General features: G+C 41.3%; 21 protein-coding genes and 1 pseudogene. 21 read left to right on the top strand and 1 reads right to left on the bottom strand.

All coding sequences use genetic code 11. The features are described from left to right. From RYL27_RS06410 to RYL27_RS06310, 21 genes are all read left to right on the top strand, one after another. The coding region (locus tag RYL27_RS06410) for an FtsW/RodA/SpoVE family cell cycle protein (protein ID WP_314966023.1) at positions 1-416 on the top strand (416 nt) is incomplete at its 5' end. 10 nt (positions 417-426) lie between these two features. Then, positions 427-819, top strand: a complete 393-nt coding sequence (locus tag RYL27_RS06405) for a methylglyoxal synthase (RefSeq protein WP_040648314.1) — start codon at positions 427-429, stop codon at positions 817-819. Further along, a complete protein-coding gene (locus tag RYL27_RS06400) occupies positions 812-1819 on the top strand; it encodes a D-alanyl-D-alanine carboxypeptidase family protein (RefSeq protein ID WP_314966021.1) in 1008 nt (335 codons plus the stop codon). Before RYL27_RS06405 ends, RYL27_RS06400 begins: the two co-directional genes overlap by 8 nt. An 80-nt stretch (positions 1820-1899) precedes the next feature. Further along, a complete protein-coding gene (locus RYL27_RS06395; RefSeq protein ID WP_183684018.1) occupies positions 1900-2319 on the top strand; it encodes a twitching motility protein PilT in 420 nt (139 codons plus the stop codon). Positions 2320-2321: 2 nt separating this feature from the next. Next, positions 2322-3698, top strand: coding sequence for an HlyD family efflux transporter periplasmic adaptor subunit (locus RYL27_RS06390; protein WP_314966019.1), 1377 nt, complete (start codon positions 2322-2324; stop codon positions 3696-3698). A gap of 131 nt (positions 3699-3829) precedes the next feature. Beyond that, positions 3830-4345 carry a cell division protein SepF gene (locus RYL27_RS06385; protein WP_308579441.1) on the top strand — a complete coding sequence of 172 codons (516 nt, stop codon included), beginning with the start codon at positions 3830-3832 and terminating at the stop codon, positions 4343-4345. A 125-nt stretch (positions 4346-4470) separates the two neighbouring features. Next, positions 4471-5559, top strand: a complete 1089-nt coding sequence (gene aroB / locus RYL27_RS06380) for a 3-dehydroquinate synthase (protein ID WP_007156114.1) — start codon at positions 4471-4473, stop codon at positions 5557-5559. Further along, complete coding sequence (gene lspA, locus RYL27_RS06375; protein ID WP_308579439.1) at positions 5556-6059, top strand: signal peptidase II; 504 nt, start codon at positions 5556-5558, stop codon at positions 6057-6059. The genes aroB and lspA overlap by 4 nt, the downstream gene beginning before the upstream one ends. Next, positions 6056-6967 carry an RluA family pseudouridine synthase gene (locus RYL27_RS06370; protein WP_314966016.1) on the top strand — a complete coding sequence of 304 codons (912 nt, stop codon included), beginning with the start codon at positions 6056-6058 and terminating at the stop codon, positions 6965-6967. Before lspA ends, RYL27_RS06370 begins: the two co-directional genes overlap by 4 nt. 34 nt (positions 6968-7001) lie before the next feature. After that, positions 7002-8987: a C40 family peptidase gene (locus tag RYL27_RS06365; RefSeq protein WP_314966014.1), complete on the top strand. Its 1986-nt coding sequence runs from the start codon at positions 7002-7004 to the stop codon at positions 8985-8987. Between the two features lie 113 nt (positions 8988-9100). Next, entirely contained in the window at positions 9101-9406 is a 306-nt protein-coding gene (gene rplU, locus RYL27_RS06360) for a 50S ribosomal protein L21 (protein WP_007156118.1), read from the top strand. A gap of 26 nt (positions 9407-9432) precedes the next feature. Then, positions 9433-9690: a 50S ribosomal protein L27 gene (gene rpmA / locus RYL27_RS06355; protein WP_007156119.1), complete on the top strand. Its 258-nt coding sequence runs from the start codon at positions 9433-9435 to the stop codon at positions 9688-9690. A 106-nt stretch (positions 9691-9796) separates the two neighbouring features. Continuing rightward, positions 9797-11101: a GTPase ObgE gene (gene obgE, locus RYL27_RS06350; RefSeq protein WP_314966012.1), complete on the top strand. Its 1305-nt coding sequence runs from the start codon at positions 9797-9799 to the stop codon at positions 11099-11101. Further along, positions 11098-11403: a YhbY family RNA-binding protein gene (locus RYL27_RS06345; protein WP_007156121.1), complete on the top strand. Its 306-nt coding sequence runs from the start codon at positions 11098-11100 to the stop codon at positions 11401-11403. The genes obgE and RYL27_RS06345 overlap by 4 nt, the downstream gene beginning before the upstream one ends. Continuing rightward, positions 11400-12005, top strand: a complete 606-nt coding sequence (gene nadD, locus RYL27_RS06340; protein WP_314966010.1) for a nicotinate (nicotinamide) nucleotide adenylyltransferase — start codon at positions 11400-11402, stop codon at positions 12003-12005. Before RYL27_RS06345 ends, nadD begins: the two co-directional genes overlap by 4 nt. A 95-nt stretch (positions 12006-12100) precedes the next feature. Next, positions 12101-12694 carry a bis(5'-nucleosyl)-tetraphosphatase (symmetrical) YqeK gene (yqeK, locus tag RYL27_RS06335; protein ID WP_314966007.1) on the top strand — a complete coding sequence of 198 codons (594 nt, stop codon included), beginning with the start codon at positions 12101-12103 and terminating at the stop codon, positions 12692-12694. Continuing rightward, positions 12695-13024 carry a ribosome silencing factor gene (rsfS, locus tag RYL27_RS06330; protein ID WP_314966005.1) on the top strand — a complete coding sequence of 110 codons (330 nt, stop codon included), beginning with the start codon at positions 12695-12697 and terminating at the stop codon, positions 13022-13024. A 13-nt stretch (positions 13025-13037) separates the two neighbouring features. Then, positions 13038-14834 (top strand): oligoendopeptidase F, encoded by a 1797-nt coding sequence (gene pepF, locus RYL27_RS06325; RefSeq protein ID WP_314966003.1) that lies wholly within the window; start codon positions 13038-13040, stop codon positions 14832-14834. A 136-nt stretch (positions 14835-14970) separates the two neighbouring features. After that, a complete protein-coding gene (locus RYL27_RS06320) occupies positions 14971-16392 on the top strand; it encodes a peptide MFS transporter (protein WP_314670327.1) in 1422 nt (473 codons plus the stop codon). Positions 16393-16607: 215 nt separating this feature from the next. Then, entirely contained in the window at positions 16608-17309 is a 702-nt protein-coding gene (gene lexA / locus RYL27_RS06315; RefSeq protein ID WP_304070224.1) for a transcriptional repressor LexA, read from the top strand. 67 nt (positions 17310-17376) lie between these two features. Beyond that, the gene (locus RYL27_RS06310) at positions 17377-17784 is read left to right on the top strand and encodes a hypothetical protein (RefSeq protein ID WP_314966000.1); all 408 of its coding nucleotides are present in this window, start codon (positions 17377-17379) and stop codon (positions 17782-17784) included. Positions 17785-17877: 93 nt separating this feature from the next. Here RYL27_RS06310 and RYL27_RS11455 read toward each other — a convergent pair. Beyond that, a pseudogene (locus RYL27_RS11455) lies at positions 17878-18044 on the bottom strand (tyrosine-type recombinase/integrase); the annotation flags it as partial.

The following is an 18044-nucleotide window of genomic DNA, read 5'->3' as shown; positions in this document are numbered from 1 at the left end:
CCATTATGGCCATCGGCTCCGGAATGTATAACGGAAAGGGACTATTTAATAATTCCATCTTCTCCGTGAAAAACGGAAACTTTCTGGTTGAGGAGGATAATGACTTCATTTTCGCGGTAATCGGAGAAGAATTAGGCTTTCGGGGATCTTTAATAATTATTATAATCTTCTTGTTGATTATCTTAGAATGTCTTATAATAGCCTATAGAGCAAAAACCTTAAGTGGTCGGCTAATATGTGTAGGCGTTATGGCCTGGATCGGATTTCAGACCTATACAAATATCGCGGTGGCAACCGGACTGTTTCCGAATACCGGAATTACACTTCCCTTTTTTTCGCGAGGCGTTAGTTCCCTGCTGTCCGTATACTTTGGTTTCGGAATAGTCTTAAATGTTGCTTTACAAAGGAAGACGTAGGAGGGTAGAGATGAAGGTAGGTTTAATTGCGCATGATTCCAAGAAGAAGCTCATGCAAAATTTCTGTATTGCTTACAGAGGTATCCTGACTAGACATGAATTATATGCAACCGGAACTACAGGTACTTTGGTAGAGGAAGTTACCAATCTGAAAATCCATAAGTTTCTCCCGGGAGAAACCGGAGGAGCCAGACAACTGGCATCTCAAATCGAACAGGGAAATTTGGATATGGTGATTTTCTTAAGAGATCCCTCTCCGGTAAGGGATACGGAACCGGAAGTAAATTCCGTAGTCAGATTATGCGATATTTACAATATTCCTATTGCCACAAATCTGGCAACAGGAGAATTATTAATTCACGCTCTGGAACGTGGTGAGTTAGAGTGGAGGAATATTGGCTAGAAGAAAGGCTTTGAGTACTTTTTTAAGAAGGAAAAAAGCCTTTCTTTTGCTGTGTATTTTTCCCCTTTGCCTTAGCTCCTGTAAACCGAAGCTGGAAAAGGCCTTTCAGGAAGAACAAAGTATACAAAGATTATCTTCCATTACCGTGGAAGAGGATATTCAGAACAGCACCAAAAGCTTTGCCAAGGATTTGGCTATTCCTTCAGATACAAGCGCGCAAATCCAGGATATGGACGCGGAATATTTTCTTTTGGTGGAAGAAGACGGTAAGGAAGGAGATCGGGCTATCTCCTTTAATCATCCCTATGACAGAACTTATCCCGCCAGCATCACCAAATTAATGACTGCTCTGGTTTGTGTATCTTCCGTGGAAAATCTAGATCAGGAATTTGTGGTTTCCGGCTCCTCCGTAATCAAAGAAGCGGGTTCTTCCACCGCATTTTTACAGGTTGGAGAGAGTCTTAGCATCAGAAATCTCTTATACGGTATGCTTCTCCCCTCCGGAAATGATGCGGCTGTCGCTGTGGCGGAAGCTACGGCAGGTTCTGTTTCCGCTTTTGTAGACAGGATGAATGAGAAAGCTTTGGAACTAGGTTGCCTTTCCAGCCATTTTACAAATCCTCACGGTTTGCCGGATGATAATCATTATACTTCTCCCTATGATATCTACCTCATTTTAAAAGAATGCATGAAATATGACAGCTTACGGGAAATTCTGGCCACAAAAGAAATTCAGGTACAATACAAAGATAAAAACGGTATTCCCAAGTCCCAGGTATGGAAGGCAACAAATTTATATTCTACCGGAGAGAAGGAGCTTCCCGACGGTTTGGAAATCTTGGCGGCAAAAACAGGAACCACCAAAAAAGCAGGCTATTGCTTAGCCTTAACTGTGGATAAAGCTTCCAATTCTATCCCCTATTATTCTGTTGTAATGAAGGGGACAAATAAAGAGAATCTTTATGAGAATATGACAAACTTACTTGATAAGATTTCATGAATAGTCTATACTTTTTATAAAAAGCAGGGCATTGTAGCATAGGCTATCGTTTCTTGTTCAGAATTAAAGGAGGAATGCATATGGTTCAGTTTATTGTAGGACAAAGAGGAAAAGGAAAGACAAAACAGCTCATTGATCGGGCGAACAAAGCCGTTACGGAAGCAAAGGGAACGGTGGATTTTTTGGATCGCTCCTCTCAGCATATGTATGAGCTTAACAACAAGGTACGTTTGATTAATGTCAATGAATTCCAGTTGGAGTCGGAGGATGAGTTTGTCGGCTTTATCAGCGGAATTATTTCTCAGGATCATGATTTGGAATATTTGATTTTAGATAGTTTTTTAAAGCTGGCCAGTCTGGAAGGAAAGCCTATCGGAGACTGTGTACGTAAATTGGATGCTTTGTCCGAAAAATACAAGATTAACATCATCAGCAGTTTGTCCATGGACAAAGAAGATGTTCCACTTGAATTAAGAGACCATATTGCGATTGCACTGTAACTATGCCAAGTTCAAGAAAGAGCAAAAAGAATAGCATGTGGAATATAGAGGGAATAATCTTTGTGATTATTGCTCTCTATATTCTTTTTAGTGTATTTTCCTACAGCCGAAGACAAAGCCTTCGTTTTTATGAAGTGGGAGAGGGTAGTCTCGTAAGAGAAAAACAGTATACCGGATTGATTATTCGGGAAGAAAAAAGCTATTCCGCCAAAGAGTCCGGTTATGTGCATTTTTCCGTGGCGGACGGAAGAAGAGTCAGTAAAGGAGGAGAGCTGTACTTTATTGACGAAACCGGAAATCTGGAGAAGTATTTACAGGAACACCCCGAACTTTTAGGAGAATTTACCCAGCAACAGATAGAAGATATTCGCCTTCGTCTTCAGGACTTTGCAGGCAGCTTTCAAAACAATCAGTTTACTGGGCTGTATACCCTTCAGGGCAGTCTTCAAAACACTCTCTTATTTAATATGGAAGAGGGAGAAAATACAGTACAAAAGGCTCTTTCCCAGTTAGGAATTTCCTATACCGTGATGGATGCGGAAGAAGCCGGTATCGTCTCTTATACCATTGACGGTTATGAGGACTTTCAAAAAGAAAAACTTACGGCGGAGATTCTGCAAAATGCCCAAAGCTCTGTAAACTATGCCCAAAACGGCGTTCGTGTAGAAGCCGGCAATCCTTTATATAAAATAATTACCTCCTCCCAATGGGAAATTTTATTTCCTTTGGAGGAAGGAGATGCCAAGAAGATGGAAAATACTACTACGGTAAATATTCATTTTCCGGTAAATTCCATGGATTTGCAGGGAAGCTTTTCTCTATATCGAGGAGAAGACGGCAAAATCTATGGGGATATTAAGCTGGACGATTATTTGGACTACTTTCTGGATTCCCGCTTTGTGACCTTCTCCATGCAGGAAAAGGAAGAAAGCGGATTAAAGATTCCGGTTTCTTCTGTAGTTAACAAAGATTTTTACATTGTCCCAAAGGAATTTTTAAGGCAGGGACCGGATAAGAGTAGCGGTTTTTATCGTCAAAAAGCTGATGGCAGTAGAGAATTTCTTTCTACCGATATTTATATGACAGATGATCAATATTGCTATTTAAAAATTGAAACCAACCCCTCGGCCCAGGATATCCAAAGCGGAAATGTTCTGGTGAAGGAGTCGGGAAATGCTTCCTTTGTGGTTGGACCAAGGAAAGCACTGGAAGGTGTCTATGATATTAATCGAGGCTATGCGATTTTCCATCCTATTCAAGTGATAGAAAAAAATGATGATTATCTCATTGTAGACTCCCACAGTAAAAATGGCATTTCCGTATATGATCATATTGTTTTACAAGGAAATATGGTCACGGATGGGCAGATTATCTATTGATTATGCTCTTTTACCCTGTAGCTGTATGAGGGCCTTAAATTATTCAGGGAAATTGATATTTTTTAAGCTTGACAATATCTTAAAATTGAGTAAAATAATCTTGTTTAATTAGACCAAATTGGGAGATCGATATGAGCTTTTTTAGCAATTTAATGAAGAAAATGAATTTGGATCGTGAAGACGAGTACGATGACTTGGATCAGGATTATGATTTTGAGGACGAGTACGAGGAAGAAGAGGAAGCAGCACCAAAGAGAAGCTCTTTCTTTGCCAGAAGAGAAGAGGAAGAGTCCTCTGAACCGAAGATTCGATTGTTTGGCAAGTCCAAAGAAAAGGCAGAGCCTAAATCAGCCAGCATGCAGGTTGTCATGATGAAGCCCAGCTCTTTGGGAGATGCAATCAACGTCAGTGATTATCTTTTGGATGGCACCTCTGTTTTATTGAATATGGAAGGCCTTCATACTGAAATTGCTCAGCGAATTATTGATATTGTTTCCGGAACAGTGTATGCCATTGGCGGAGATATCAAGAAGATTTCCACTTATATTTTCATCGCTGGCCCAGAGGATGTGGAATTATCCGGTGACTTTGCAGGAAGTGTATTCTCCTCTAATGCGGAGTATAACGGCATTCATCTGAATATGTAATCTCGTTTATTAAGGCATATCCTATGGGGTATGCCTTTTTTTGTCTTTCCGGGATTTCTGTCAAGCTCGGAAAGCTTTAATATTCTTATTTGTCTTTAAGTAATAGATTAAGGGGAAGAATTGGCATGAGAAAGTTAGACATTTATCAGGAAGATTCATTAATCTACAGTATTTTTTTAGAAAAGGATTTTTCGGCATTACCGGAGCGTTTAAACTCTGTATCTTCTAAAAAGAAAAAAGCGCTGATTGTAACCGACGACCAGGTTGCTAAGCTTTTTTTAGAGGATTTAAAAAATACCATACAGGAATCTTTTTCCGCTATAAGCGTATGTATACTTCCTGCAGGAGAAGAGTATAAAGATTTGGAGCATATTCAAAAAATCTACCAGGCTGCTTTGGATATGGAATTGGAAAGAAAAGACATGATGATTGCCCTGGGTGGCGGCGTTGTGGGAGATATGACCGGCTTCGCCTCTGCAAGCTATCTTCGGGGAATTGATTTTATTCAGATTCCTACCACGCTTTTAGCCCAGGTGGATTCTTCCATCGGCGGAAAAACCGGAGTGGATTTTTATCATTATAAGAATTTAATCGGTGCCTTTCATATGCCTAAGCTGGTGTATTCCTCCATGCATTGTCTTTTATCTTTACCGAAGGTACAGTATGCCTCCGGTATGGGAGAAATTATCAAGCACGCTTTAATTCATAACGAAAAATATCTACCTTACCTCCTGGAGCATAAAGAAGCTTTGCAGGAGAGAAATCCTGAAATTCTCTTGGAGACGATTTATCAAAGTAATCGTATTAAGAAATATTTTGTGGAAAAAGATCCCTATGAGCATGGAGACAGAAAATTTTTAAACTTCGGTCACAGCTTAGGACATGCCATCGAAAAGGTTGCGGATTTTTCCTATAGCCATGGACAATGCGTTGCCTTCGGAAGCCTGATGGCGCTATCCCTTTGTAAAAATATTGCCAAAGAAGATATTTTAAAGGTGCAGGAGCTGATGGAAGATATGGGATTGGAAACCCGTTGCAAGGCTTTAAAGTATGAAGATATTTTTGAAGCCTTATCCAAGGATAAAAAACAAAAAAATCAGCATCTCCAATTTGTTTTGCTCCATCATCTTTGCAGTCCTTATATTGAAGAGGATATCAGTAAAGAACGCATTGAAGCGGTATTGAAGCAGTATATGAGAAGTGAGGAAGTATGAGTAAAAAAGGAATATCATGGATTGTTTTCTTCCTGTGCAGTGCCCTGTTGATTTTTCTGGACCAGTGGACCAAGGCATTGGCAGTGGAATATTTAAAGAGCGGAAAAGAAATACAACTGATTCCCAATATTCTCTCCTTACTCTATGTGGAAAATGCCGGAGCAGCCTTTGGCATCCTTCACGGACAACAAATCATTTTCCTGCTTATTACGATTATTGTGCTGGCAGGCGTCCTGATTATTTTTTACAAAACGCCGATAAAGAAAAGGTATCTGCCCTTTCTTTTTTCCCTTCTCTTAGTTTTTTCCGGAGCTATCGGAAATTGTATTGATCGACAAAGACAAGCCTACGTAGTGGATTTTATTTATTTTCGTCCCATTGATTTTCCCGTCTTCAATCTTGCAGACATCTATGTAACCGGGGCTTGTTTTTTCCTTCTGTTTTTATTCTTCTTTTACTATAAAGAAGAGGAGTTTTCCTTCTTGAAGGAGAAGAAATGATTTGGGAAGTTGCAAAGGAAGAAGAAGGACAACGTCTGGATAAATATTTGTCTGAACAGAAAGATCATGATTTCAGTCGTTCCTATCTGGGAAAATGTATTCAGGAGGGCTGTGTTTCTGTTAACGGAGAAAAAGCCAAGGCCTCTCTAAAGGTAAAGGCGGGAGACCGGATAGACTTTGATATTCCCGAACAAAAGGATCCGGAGGTCCTTCCGGAAGCTATTCCCTTGGATATCGTCTACGAAGACGATGATCTTTTGGTGGTCAATAAAGAAAGGGGAATGGTTGTACACCCTGCAGCGGGACATTACAGCGGTACATTGGTAAATGCCGTGTTAGCCCATGCAGGCTCATCTCTTTCCTCCATTAACGGCGTGAATCGTCCAGGAATCGTCCATCGCATTGATAAGGACACCACAGGTCTCCTTTTAATCTGTAAAAATGACTTAAGTCACCAAAGTCTTGCGAAGCAATTAGAGGAGCATAGTATCACAAGACGCTATCATGCCTTGGTTTTTGGGAAAATCAAAGAGGAAGATGGTATCATTTCCGCTCCCATAGGCCGGGATGAAAAAGACAGGAAAAAACAGGCCATATCTTATAAGCATGGAAAAGAGGCTGTAACCCATTATAAGGTTTTGGAACGTTTTTCCGATTCCACTTTGGTAGAGTGCCGTTTAGAAACCGGGCGTACCCATCAGATTCGTGTTCATATGAAGAGCATAGGGCATCCCCTTCTGGGAGATCCGGTATACGGATTGAAAAACAGAAAGGATGGGATTTCCGGTCAGGCCTTACATGCCATGATACTGGGGTTCCAACATCCAAGAACCGGGGAATATATGGAATTTTCCGCTCCTTATCCTGCGGATTTTCAAGCCTTGTTGGAAAAGCTGAGAAAAAAATAAAAACTTCAATTTAGTAAAAAGTAGAGGAAAACACTTGTCAAAAAGTAGAAAGAAAAAAGGAAAATGGAAACCGGCTATAGAAAAAGCTAAGTTATTTTTGAAGAGCAAGAAGAAGGAAAGTTTTTTGCTCTTCTTTCTTTCTTTGTTTATGATTTTATGCCTGTCCATCGTATATGCCCAAAAGATGCATGACAGGCAAAATGCTTTAAACAAGAGTAGTGACAGCCTTCTAAAAACCAGCAGTAGTGTGACGGAAAAGGGGAAATGGACCAATACCCTCCATACAGATCGTAAGGAGGATGAATTTTTAAATCCTCGCCCCTTTATTGATCGGTACAATCTTGTGGATATCCGTCAGGACGGAAATCCACTGGACTCTGTTGGAGGAAGAATTTATCAGGAACTGATGGAAAGAGAAAGTGCGGATCTTGCCAAAATCTATGATAGTACGGGAGATACCCCGGAGCATACCGCAAAGCTTTTGGGACTGAAGCGTTCCGCTATTCTGGGAAGATACAATCCTCAGGCAGCCGGTCAGTCTCCGGAGCAAAAAAACAGCTGGGCCATCCCTTATTTTAAAAATATTCATTATAGATACTACAACGGAGACGGAAAGGAAATTCAGGAATCCAGTAATGTAAAGGATATTTTGGCTATGGCCAGTGTTTATACCTATCAGCATAATTATCTGGATGAAGAGCGTTTTCGTGCCATTGTTAATGAGCTATATACAAAGTCTCATTCCTATAGTTTAAGCATCGGTCCGGTCTATTATGACCAGGGCTGTATTCATAAGGATGCTAAAGAGGAAATGATGGCGGAGGAGGCAGCCAATACCGCCGCTCCCGTAGGCGGGGAAACAAAAGCAAGCGAAGAAAGCAGGGCGGAAAGTGCTTCCGAAAAGTCCTCCGAAACAGCGACTGACAGCAAAGCAAATCAGAATACAAACGCTACAAAGGAGAATAAACAGGCACAGGAAAGTAAACAAGCACAAGAAAGTAAACAAGCACAAGAAAGTAAGCAAACGCAGGAAACAAAGTCAAATCAGGAGAACAGCCAAAGGAGCTCTGCTGGAGAAAGGGGAGAAAGTAGCTCTGAATCCAAAGCACAGCCGGAGCAGACGGAAAAGTCTAGTGAAAATAGGGAGAACAGCGTATCCCAAAATACAGAGCTAAGTGCCTCAAATCTGCCGAAGGAAAGTAAAGTCCCGAAGGAAACAACGGGAACAAAGGCAGAGCAGAAAGCAAACAGTATTCAAGAGCAGAAAAAATTACCCAAAAATTATTGTCCCGGACATGTGGATTTAACCATTAAAATCACCGTTATCGGCTTCGATGATGAAAACGGACTGAGAAATATTCAACTGGATTCTATCAAGGATTTGGAGGAACAGGACCAAAAGCCCGGAAGCCGTTGGCATGGCTGGGATGACTATACCATTGCTGCCGTAAAGCGTTTGAAGGAACAGGACTGGTTTAAAGACTACGGTCTCAGTATCTCTTCCGTAGAAAAGAAGTCTCCTCTTACGGAGGAGGAAATATCCGCGTATATGAAGGATTTGCCGGAGGATCTCAGTGAAGAAAGAAAGGCTTTAATTCATTTTGCCTTATCGTCGGTTGGAAAGGTTCCCTATTTTTATGGCGGAAAAGCGGGAGTAAAGGGCTTGGAAGGAAACCACTTCGGAGCCACCATCTCCTCTTCGGACTATAAGGGAAGAAATCGAAAGGGCTTAGACTGCTCCGGCTTCGTCCAATGGGCTTACTGGTCCAGTGTGGATAGAAGCTTGGATTTCGCCTCCAGCACCCAGGAATTAATCGGTAAAGGACAAAAAATCAAGCGAAGTGAATTAAAGGCGGGAGATTTGATTATTCAGCCCAGCGGAGAAAGCCATGTGGTGGTCTTTATCAAGTGGACCAAGGAAGGGAAAATGCTGGCAGTCCATGAAAACGGCACAGCGGGTAATATTTCCGTAGATGAAGTGCAGGCAAATTATCCTTATTATCGCAGTATTTTGCCATAAAAAGCTTGACGAAGAAGGCAGTTTACTGTAAAGTAACCTAGATGCCGCCTAGCGAGGTTTAAGAAGCATGTCTCACCACAGCTAGCGAGTAAATTTTTATAGGAGGATTCCTAATGTACGCAGTAATTGTAAGTGGCGGAAAGCAGTACAAAGTCAGTGAAGGCGATGTAATCCGTGTGGAGAAGTTGGAAGTAGAAGAGGGAGCAAAGATTACTTTTGATCAGGTTCTTCTTCTCAATGACGGTTCTTTGAAGATTGGTACACCAACAGTTGCCAATGCAAAGGTTAGCGGAACTGTTCTTCAGAATGGTAAGGGTAAGAAGGTTATCGTTTACCGTTACAAGAGAAAGTCCGGTTACCACAAGAAGAATGGTCACAGACAGCTTTTTACAGAAGTAAAAATTGACAAGATTGGTTAATTTTTAGGAAAGGATAGGTATATTACATGGCTCATCATAAGGGTATGGGCTCTACCAAAAACGGTAGAGATTCCGAGTCGAAAAGACTTGGTCAAAAGAGAGCAGATGGTCAGTTCGTTAAGGCTGGAAACATTCTGTACAAGCAGAACGGAACCAGAATTCATCCAGGTCTGAATGTAGGCTTGGGAAATGATTTCACCTTATTTGCAAAGGTGGACGGAGTCGTTAAATTTGGCCGTCTAGGAAGAGATCGTAAGCAAGTATCTGTACTTCCAAAGGCATAAGGAAACATTAACCCCATGCTGGTTATCCGGCGTGGGGTTTTCCTATAGTAAAGGAAAATATTTTTGCAGGAAATCGTCCTGCTTCTTTTTAGAAAAAGGAGTATTCATGTTTGCAGATATTGCAAAAATTTATGTTAAAAGCGGAAAAGGTGGCAACGGCCATGTATCCTTTCGTAGAGAGTTGTTTGTTCCTGCAGGAGGCCCGGACGGTGGAGACGGCGGAAAGGGCGGAGACATTATTGTAGAAGTGGACAAGGGGCTGAACAGCCTGGAACCCTTCCGTCATAAAACAAAATATGCCGCAGAACCCGGACAGGAGGGAGACGGCAGAAAGATGCACGGAAAGAACGGCAAGGACCTGATCTTAAAGGTTCCGGAAGGAACGCTCTTAAAGGATGACGAGACCGGTAAGCTGATTGCGGATATGAGCGGAGAGAATCAGCGGATGGTTTTATTAAAGGGCGGTAAAGGAGGCCTGGGCAATATGCATTTTGCCACCCCCGCCATGCAGGCACCGAAGTTTGCTCAGCCGGGAGAAGAAGCTAGAGAGATTACTTTGCGTATGGAATTACGGGTAATCGCGGATGTGGGCTTAGTAGGCTATCCCAATGTGGGAAAGTCCACCTTGCTTTCCATGTGCAGTAATGCCAGACCGGAAATTGCCAACTATCATTTCACTACCTTGAATCCCCACCTTGGTGTGGTGAATTTAAAGGGAGACAGAAGCTTTGTTATGGCGGATATTCCGGGCATTATCGAAGGTGCCTCCTCCGGTGTCGGACTGGGTTTTCAATTCCTTCGTCATATCCATCGTTCCAGAGTTTTAATTCATATGGTGGATGCCGCCGGAACGGAAGGCCGAAAGCCTCTGGAGGATTTTTTACAAATTCAAAAGGAATGTGAAGAATATGATGAGGAAATTCTTCGTAAGCCTATGATTGTGGCTGCTAACAAGATAGAGCTGGTACAAAGCGAAGAGCAGGAAGAGAATCTGACCCTTTTGGAGAAGTATTGTACAGAGCATAAGCTTCCCTTTTTCCGTCTTTCCGCAGCTTCCAATCAAGGAATTTTACCGATATTAGAAAAAACCTGGGAGCTATTGGAGGAAAATAAAGAGCAAGCTGTAGTCTATGAAAGCGAAGTGGATCTGGACAATCTTGGTGCGGTAGAAATGCTGGCTATCAGCTATGATCATCCGGAAGAGGGTGTTTTTGTCGTGGAAGGTCCAAAAATGGAGAAGATGCTGGGCTATACCAACCTGGAAGCGGAGAAGGGCTTCCTTTTCTTCCAGCGTTTTATGGTAGAGCAGGGTATTATTAAAGAATTAAAGAAAATGGGCTTAAAAGAAGGAGATACCATCAAGATTTACGCCCACGAATTTGAATATTATGACACGGAGGACGAGGAATGAAATCCTACATCAAAGACAGTAAAATGCGTTCCGCTTTAAAAGGAGCTGCACAGAAGATAGAACCAACCCTTTCTTTGGGAAAGAATTCCATTACTCCTGAATTTATTGAAGCGGTAAGGGAATATATGGAAAAGCATGAGTTAATGAAGATTCATGTTTTAAAAAATTGTATTGATGATTTACGAGAACTGGGAAACACTATTGCAGAGCGTTCCGGAACGGAGCTGGTACAGATTATCGGTCGTATGATTGTTTTATACAAGCCGGCAAAAGAAGAAAAAGACAGGAAATTCTCTCTATGAAACCCATAGCTATTTTAGGGGGAAGCTTTAATCCGGTGCATTACGGACATTTAAAAATGGCGGAAGCCGCCATGGAAAGCAGTCATTTTTCCAAGGTTCTTTTTATTCCCACCGGCACCCCCTATCACAAAGAGCAGAAGTCTTTACTTCCCTTTTCCGATAGGCTGAAGCTTTTGGAACTGGCTATTGAAAATTGTCCGGATTTTGCTTTCTCTCCAATTGAAGGAGAACGGGAGGGAAATTCATACACCCTCGATACGGTAAGAGAACTTCTGCGACAGAATCCGACGGAATCTTATAGTCTATTAATCGGTACCGATCAGTTTTTAACCCTTCGTTCCTGGCATAAGATTGCAGAACTTGGGAAACTGGTGGATTTTTATATTGCCAATCGAAACGGGGAGATGGCGTTCTCAACATTCCAAAAGGAAAAGGAAGCTTTGGAGAAAGAATTTTCTTTACATTGTAAGTTATTTTCCATGCCGGCTATCGATCTATCCAGTACGGAGATTCGGAATCGGCTGAAAGAAGGAAAGTCCATCCATGGAATGCTTCCTAAGCCGGTGGAAGAGTACATATTAAAAAAGGGTTTCTACCGTTGAAGAAAGAGATCATATAGAGATATCTCTATTGAAAAGGATATCTCTATAGAAAAGGATATATCTATCGAAGAGGATATCAATATCAAAGAGGAATCATGGAAGAAAAAGAATTTATGCAGAAAATCGAAGAAATTCGAAAGCATTTACAGGAGCATTTAAAGAAGGAGCGATATGAACATTCTCTAAGTGTTGCCTTTACCAGCATTTGTCTGGCTATGGCCCACGGGGTGAATCTCCAAAAGGCGGAGCTTGCAGGTCTTTGCCATGATTGCGCGAAATACATGGGTAAAAAAGAATTATTGGAAGCTTGTCAAAGAGATCATATCCCTCTGCTTCCCGAGTATTTGGAGGCACCACAGGTTCTTCACGGTATTTACGGTGCCTGTTATGCCAAAAAACATTTTCAAATCGATAATGAAGAAATTCTCTCCGCCATTTACTACCATACCCTGGGAAAACCGGCGATGACCACTCTGGAAAAGATTGTTTATTTGGCTGATTATATTGAGGTAAGAAGAGGGAATCGGGAGGACTTAACAGCTATCCGGGAAATTGCCTTTAAAGATTTGGATTTGGCGGTAAAGCTCTGTTTGGAAGCAAGTATTGCCTATGTAAAAGAAAAAGGACAGCATTGTTGCTCTTTATCCCTGGATGCGTTAGCATATTATCAAGAGAAAAAGGAGGTATAAATGGAATCTTTGGACTTATGTAAAAAAATTGTATCTGTTTTAGACGAGAAAAAAGGAAGTGACATAATTGTTCTGGACATTTCCGAAATTTCCGTATTATCGGATTATTTTGTGCTGGTTTCTGCAGATAATGTAAGACAGCTGGACGCCCTGAAGGATGCTTTGGAAGAAGCCGTTCATTTGGATAATCGTAAAGCAGAGGGAGATAGCAGCTCCGGCTGGATTCTTTTAGATTATAAGGACGTTATCGTGCATCTTTTTGACAAGGAAACCAGATCCTTTTACAACCTGGAAAAAATCTGGTCTGATGCCAAGAGAGTAGAATTATAAGAAAGGCTATAGCATGAAAAGTGTAAAAAGACAGGAGCTAAGTAGAGAAGAAGTTTGGCACTTTGATGATTTATTTGCCAATGACGAAACATTTTTAAAGGCATTGGCGGAATCCGAAGAGAAAGCAACAGAAATTGCTTCCTATGAGGGACGTCTCGGCAGTTCTCCGGAAGTTTTATTGAAGGCTTTGAAGGAGAAAGAGGCATTAGCCTTATTATCCAGCCACTTTTTGGCTTACAGTATGATGAAAAGCGATGTGGATACCAAAGATCAGGAAGCCTTAAGCTTAAATCAAAGAGCAATGGCTGTAGAGGTTCGAAACGGAGAGAAATTGGCATTTTTCGATCCGGAGATTCTTTCTTTGTCTTCAGAATATCTGGATAGAGCATTTACAGAATGTAGGGAACTGGAGAAGTATTCCGTCTATATTAAGGACGTTAGAAGATTAAAAGAGCATACTTTGGATAAGAATGCCGAAAAGCTTTTGGCATCGGCTCAGTCCATGGCCAGTGGTCCTTATCAGGCATTTTCCATGCTGCAAAATGCCGATCTTCAATTTCCTTCCGTAGAAATGAACGGGGAAGAAATTCCCGTCAGTAATGCCCGTTTCGTTCCCTTACAGACCGGCAATAACCGAGCATTACGTAAAGCAGTCTATGAAGCTTTTTACAAGGTTTATCAGGAGCATAGAAACACCTTTGCCGCTTTGTTTGATGCACAACTGAAGCAACAGTATTTCTTTGCCAAAGCCAGAAATTATCCTACAGCCTTTTCCGCTTCCGTAGAAGAAGTGGATGTTTCGGAAAAGGTTTGGGAGCATTTGATTTCTGCCGTTCACAAGAAGATTTCCGCCTTCCATGATTATGTATCTCTTCGAAAGGAAATGCTTGGCTTAGAAGACCTTTCCATGTATGACGTCTACGCTCCCATGGTAAAGGATTACGAATACCATATTGATTTTGAGGAAGCCAAGGAAGTGATTTTAAAGGGTCTCAAGCCTTTGGGAGAGGACTATCAGGAGCTTTTGAAAAAAGCTTATTCCGAATATTGGATTGATGCCAAGGAAAATGACGGAAAACGTGTGGGAGCTTATTGTAACCCTGTTTTCGGTGTCCATCCCTTTATTCTTATGAGCTATCAAGGCACCATGGATGATCTCTTTACCTTAGCCCATGAGCTGGGACATGCTATGCATTCCTATTATTCTGAGCAAAAGCAGGGATTCCTGAATTCTCAATACAAGCTTTTTGTTGCGGAAGTAGCTTCCACCACCAATGAAGTGCTGCTGTTATATTATCTGATGGAACAGGCAAAAAACAAGGAAGAGAAGCTTTATCTTTACAACCATTTCCTGGAGAGCTTTAAAGGAACCTTCTTTAGACAAACTATGCTTTCCGAGTTTGAGCGCAAAGCTGCCTCTATGTTGGAAGCAGGAGAGGCCATCACTGCAGATAGCTTGGAGAAGGTCTATCATGATTTGAATAGCTATTACTTTGGTCCGGATATGAAGATTGATGATCTGATTTCCGTAGAGTGGAGCAGAATCCCTCATTTTTACTATAACTTCTACGTATATCAGTATGCAACAAGCTTTGCCGTATCCTGTGCCATTGCCAAAAGAATTTTAGCCAAGGAAGAGGGGGCACTGGAGCAATATAAGAAATTCCTGTCCAGCGGATGCACCAATGATCCTGTATCCTTGTTACAGCTTGCGGGAGTGGATCTATCCACGGAAAAGCCTATGGTGGATGCCATCAGTATGTTCCATAGCATCGTGCAGGAAATGAGAGACTTATATCACAAAGCATAATTTTTTGTATCTATAGAATTTTTTACAATAATAATTACCTATAAATCAACTTCAATTTAAGCCTCTGCTTGCGATTTGTCCAATTTTGTTATAGAATTGACAAGTAACAAACATTTCTATTTTGAAGGAGGACAGTATGGAGGAAGTTCAAAAGAAAGAGAAATTCCATCATCCTAAAGGGCTTTGGTTAGCCTGCATTGGTATGGCCGGTTCCAGCTATCTGAAGTATGCGGTATCCGGTATTACTATTTTTTTCTACACCTATTCTGTAGCAATGGGCGGTCTTGGTTTAAGCGATAAACAAGCAGGACTTATCATTTCTATCGCCGGAGCTTTTGGTTCCGTGCTGCCACTCTTAGGCTCCATTATTACAGACCGTTTTCTGGGCATGCAGAAAGCGATGATTATGGCATTCTTTTTACAAAGTGTTGCCTATGCCATTTTCTTCTTCTTTACCCCCCATGTTCCCATGATTATTGTGGGTATCGTGATTAACATGTGCTCCATGGCTTTTATGAACAACAACTTAACAGCCATTGTAGGAATGCTTTACTCCAATAAAGAGCATGCCAGAAAGGATGCAGCCTACGGTATCTTCTACATGGCGGTAAATATCGGAAGCTTCTTTGGACCGATTTTCGGAGGACTTCTTACAGACCACTGGATGGCTGTGAAGGATGCAGAGGGTAATATTGTTAAATACGGTTATAAGTATGCTTACCTGATGGTTGCCATCGGTATGTTTATCGTATTCCTGATCTTCCTTGTTTTAATTCCGAAGTGGTTAGGAGAGGTAGGAAAGCACCCCGCAAATGCAAAGGGCGCTAACAAAGAAGAGAAGCAGAAGGTAGAATTCAAGTTTAGTCCGGTGGAGAAAACACGTTTGATAGGAATGGGTATTATCTTCATCCTGGTAACCGTTTACTGGACAGTGTACTTCCAGACTTCTTATACCATCAATACCCTGGCAAATGATTATGTTAACCTTAATGTAGGCGGCTTCCATGTGCCTGTAGTATGGTTGATTTCCTTTAACGGAATTTTATGTATTATTCTTGCTCCGCTTCTTGGAAATCTTTGGATGACTCTTTCTCAAAAGAAGATGGATCCTCCTGTAAGCTTAAAGATGGCTGTGGGAATGATTATTACCGGTCTTGCTTTCTATATCATTTTACTCGGTTTCAATACCTTACATGGTGTATTGGATAAGACGGTAAAGATGGATCTTTGGTATATGCTTCTTGCTTACGCCATTTTAACGGTAGGAGAACTCTTGGTATCTCCTGTAGGTATGGCTTTGTTTAACAAGCTGACTCCGGAGCGTTTCTCCTCCCTGGCTATGAGTGTATGGTATTTAACCTATACCTTCTCCGGTATTGCTTCCGGATATCTGGTAGCGGTAGCTAAGGATTGGGGATATGGAAAGATTCTGAATATCTTAGGTGCAGCCCTTATCATCAGCGGTGTGGTTATGTTGGTGATTATGCCCTTTATTGAGAAGCTGATTGCTGTAGACAAATTAAGCACAGAAGAAGCAGCAACAGAGACTGCAGAATAGCTTTAAAAATGACTCTTTTCATCTCTCAGTGAACTGTCATATAATCAAGCATAAAGCTTTATAAGGAAAGTAACCCTAATTAATACGAATCTCCGATATTTCAAAGACTTCTATGAGTCAGGAAATATCGGAGATTTTTTCGTACAAACGTTTGCATAAAAAGAAAGAATATGCTATACTTTTATAAATTTTAAATTCTAAGAAAAGAGGCCAGGATGGGAAGACCAAGAAAAGTACCAAGCAAAGATAATTTAACAGAGAAGCAATTAGCGATTTATAACTACATTAAAGAATGTGTTCAGATTAGAAACTATCCGCCTTCTGTTAGAGATATTTGCACAGAGGTCGGTTTAAAGTCCACTTCCAGCGTTTTTAGTTACTTAAATGACTTGGAGCAGGCCGGACTGATCCGTAAGGATCCATCCCATCCCAGAGCCATTGAAATCTTGGACAAAAGCCATAGTGGAAAAGCCTCTAAAAGCAGTAAGACAAAGGAGCTTTCTCCCGTACATAGCTCACCTGTTGAAGAAAGTATGAAGGAAATGGTGTCCGTACCGGTAATCGGTACCGTTGCCGCAGGAACCCCCATCTTTGCCGAAGAGAATGTTAGCGACCATTTTCCCCTTCCTACAGAGATTTTACCGAATCAGGAGACCTTTATTCTGAAGGTAAAGGGAGATTCCATGATTAATGTAGGTATTTTCGACGGAGACTATCTGATGGTTGCAAAGCAAAATACCTGCAGTGACGGTGAGGTTGTGGTGGCTTTGGTAGAGGATAGTGCTACCGTTAAGCGCTTCTACAAAGAAAAAGGATATATCCGTCTACAGCCGGAGAATGATACCATGGAAGATATCATTGTTAATGACTGTCAGATTCTAGGAAAGGCCATTGGGCTGATTCGTGTTGGACTATAAGCTATACGCTATAAGCCGTTTAATAGATGCGTCTAAATTAATATTGTCGTTTTTTTTGAGGAATAAAATGCTGGAAAAATGGTCCGAACCGGGCATCGGTCAATTTTTAAAAGAAAGCTTTTCCATTAGCTGTAAAGCCGGAGAAGAAGAATTTCAGAAACTACAGAAAGAATTCCTACAACTGAATAGCCATCTGGAAAAGCAAGGGGTGAAGCTGCGTCTAGGGAGTTTAAAGGATGACAAGCTATGTTCCTGTAGCCTAGAGTTATCTCTAAAGCATATGAAGAGAGATGCCGGTAAAAAAAGGGAATATGGTACCCATAAGAGTATCGGGGCAGTTTATCTGTATCGTAAAGAGCATAACAGTAAAGATACAGCGCTGTATTCCGGGCTCCCTCTGCGTTCTTATCAAAGAAGAGTAAAGAAATATAAGGAAGAAGGACGATGGACAGAAAAAGAGAAGGCTTTTTTTTAGCCTTCTCTTTTCAATCTTACTCTGTTCTTATTCTTATTCTTATTCTTATTCTTATTCTTATTCCTGTTCTTATTCCTGTTCTTATTCCTATTCTTATTCCCCTTCTTCTTTTCTGAGTCTTACCAGATTTCTGACACTGCGGCGTCTTTCTTCTTCCAAAGCGGCATAATGCTTTTTGGTGGTATTTACGTCACTATGTCCCAAAACATCCGCCACCAGATAAATATCTCCGGTTTCCTGGTATAGATTGGTACCATAGC

Origin of the sequence: Oribacterium sinus (genome assembly GCF_963537195.1) — a bacterium.
Lineage (GTDB): Bacteria > Bacillota > Clostridia > Lachnospirales > Lachnospiraceae > Oribacterium > Oribacterium sinus_A.
Note: the sequence above shows the minus strand (reverse complement) of the source record. Positions and strands in the feature narration are given on the sequence as shown.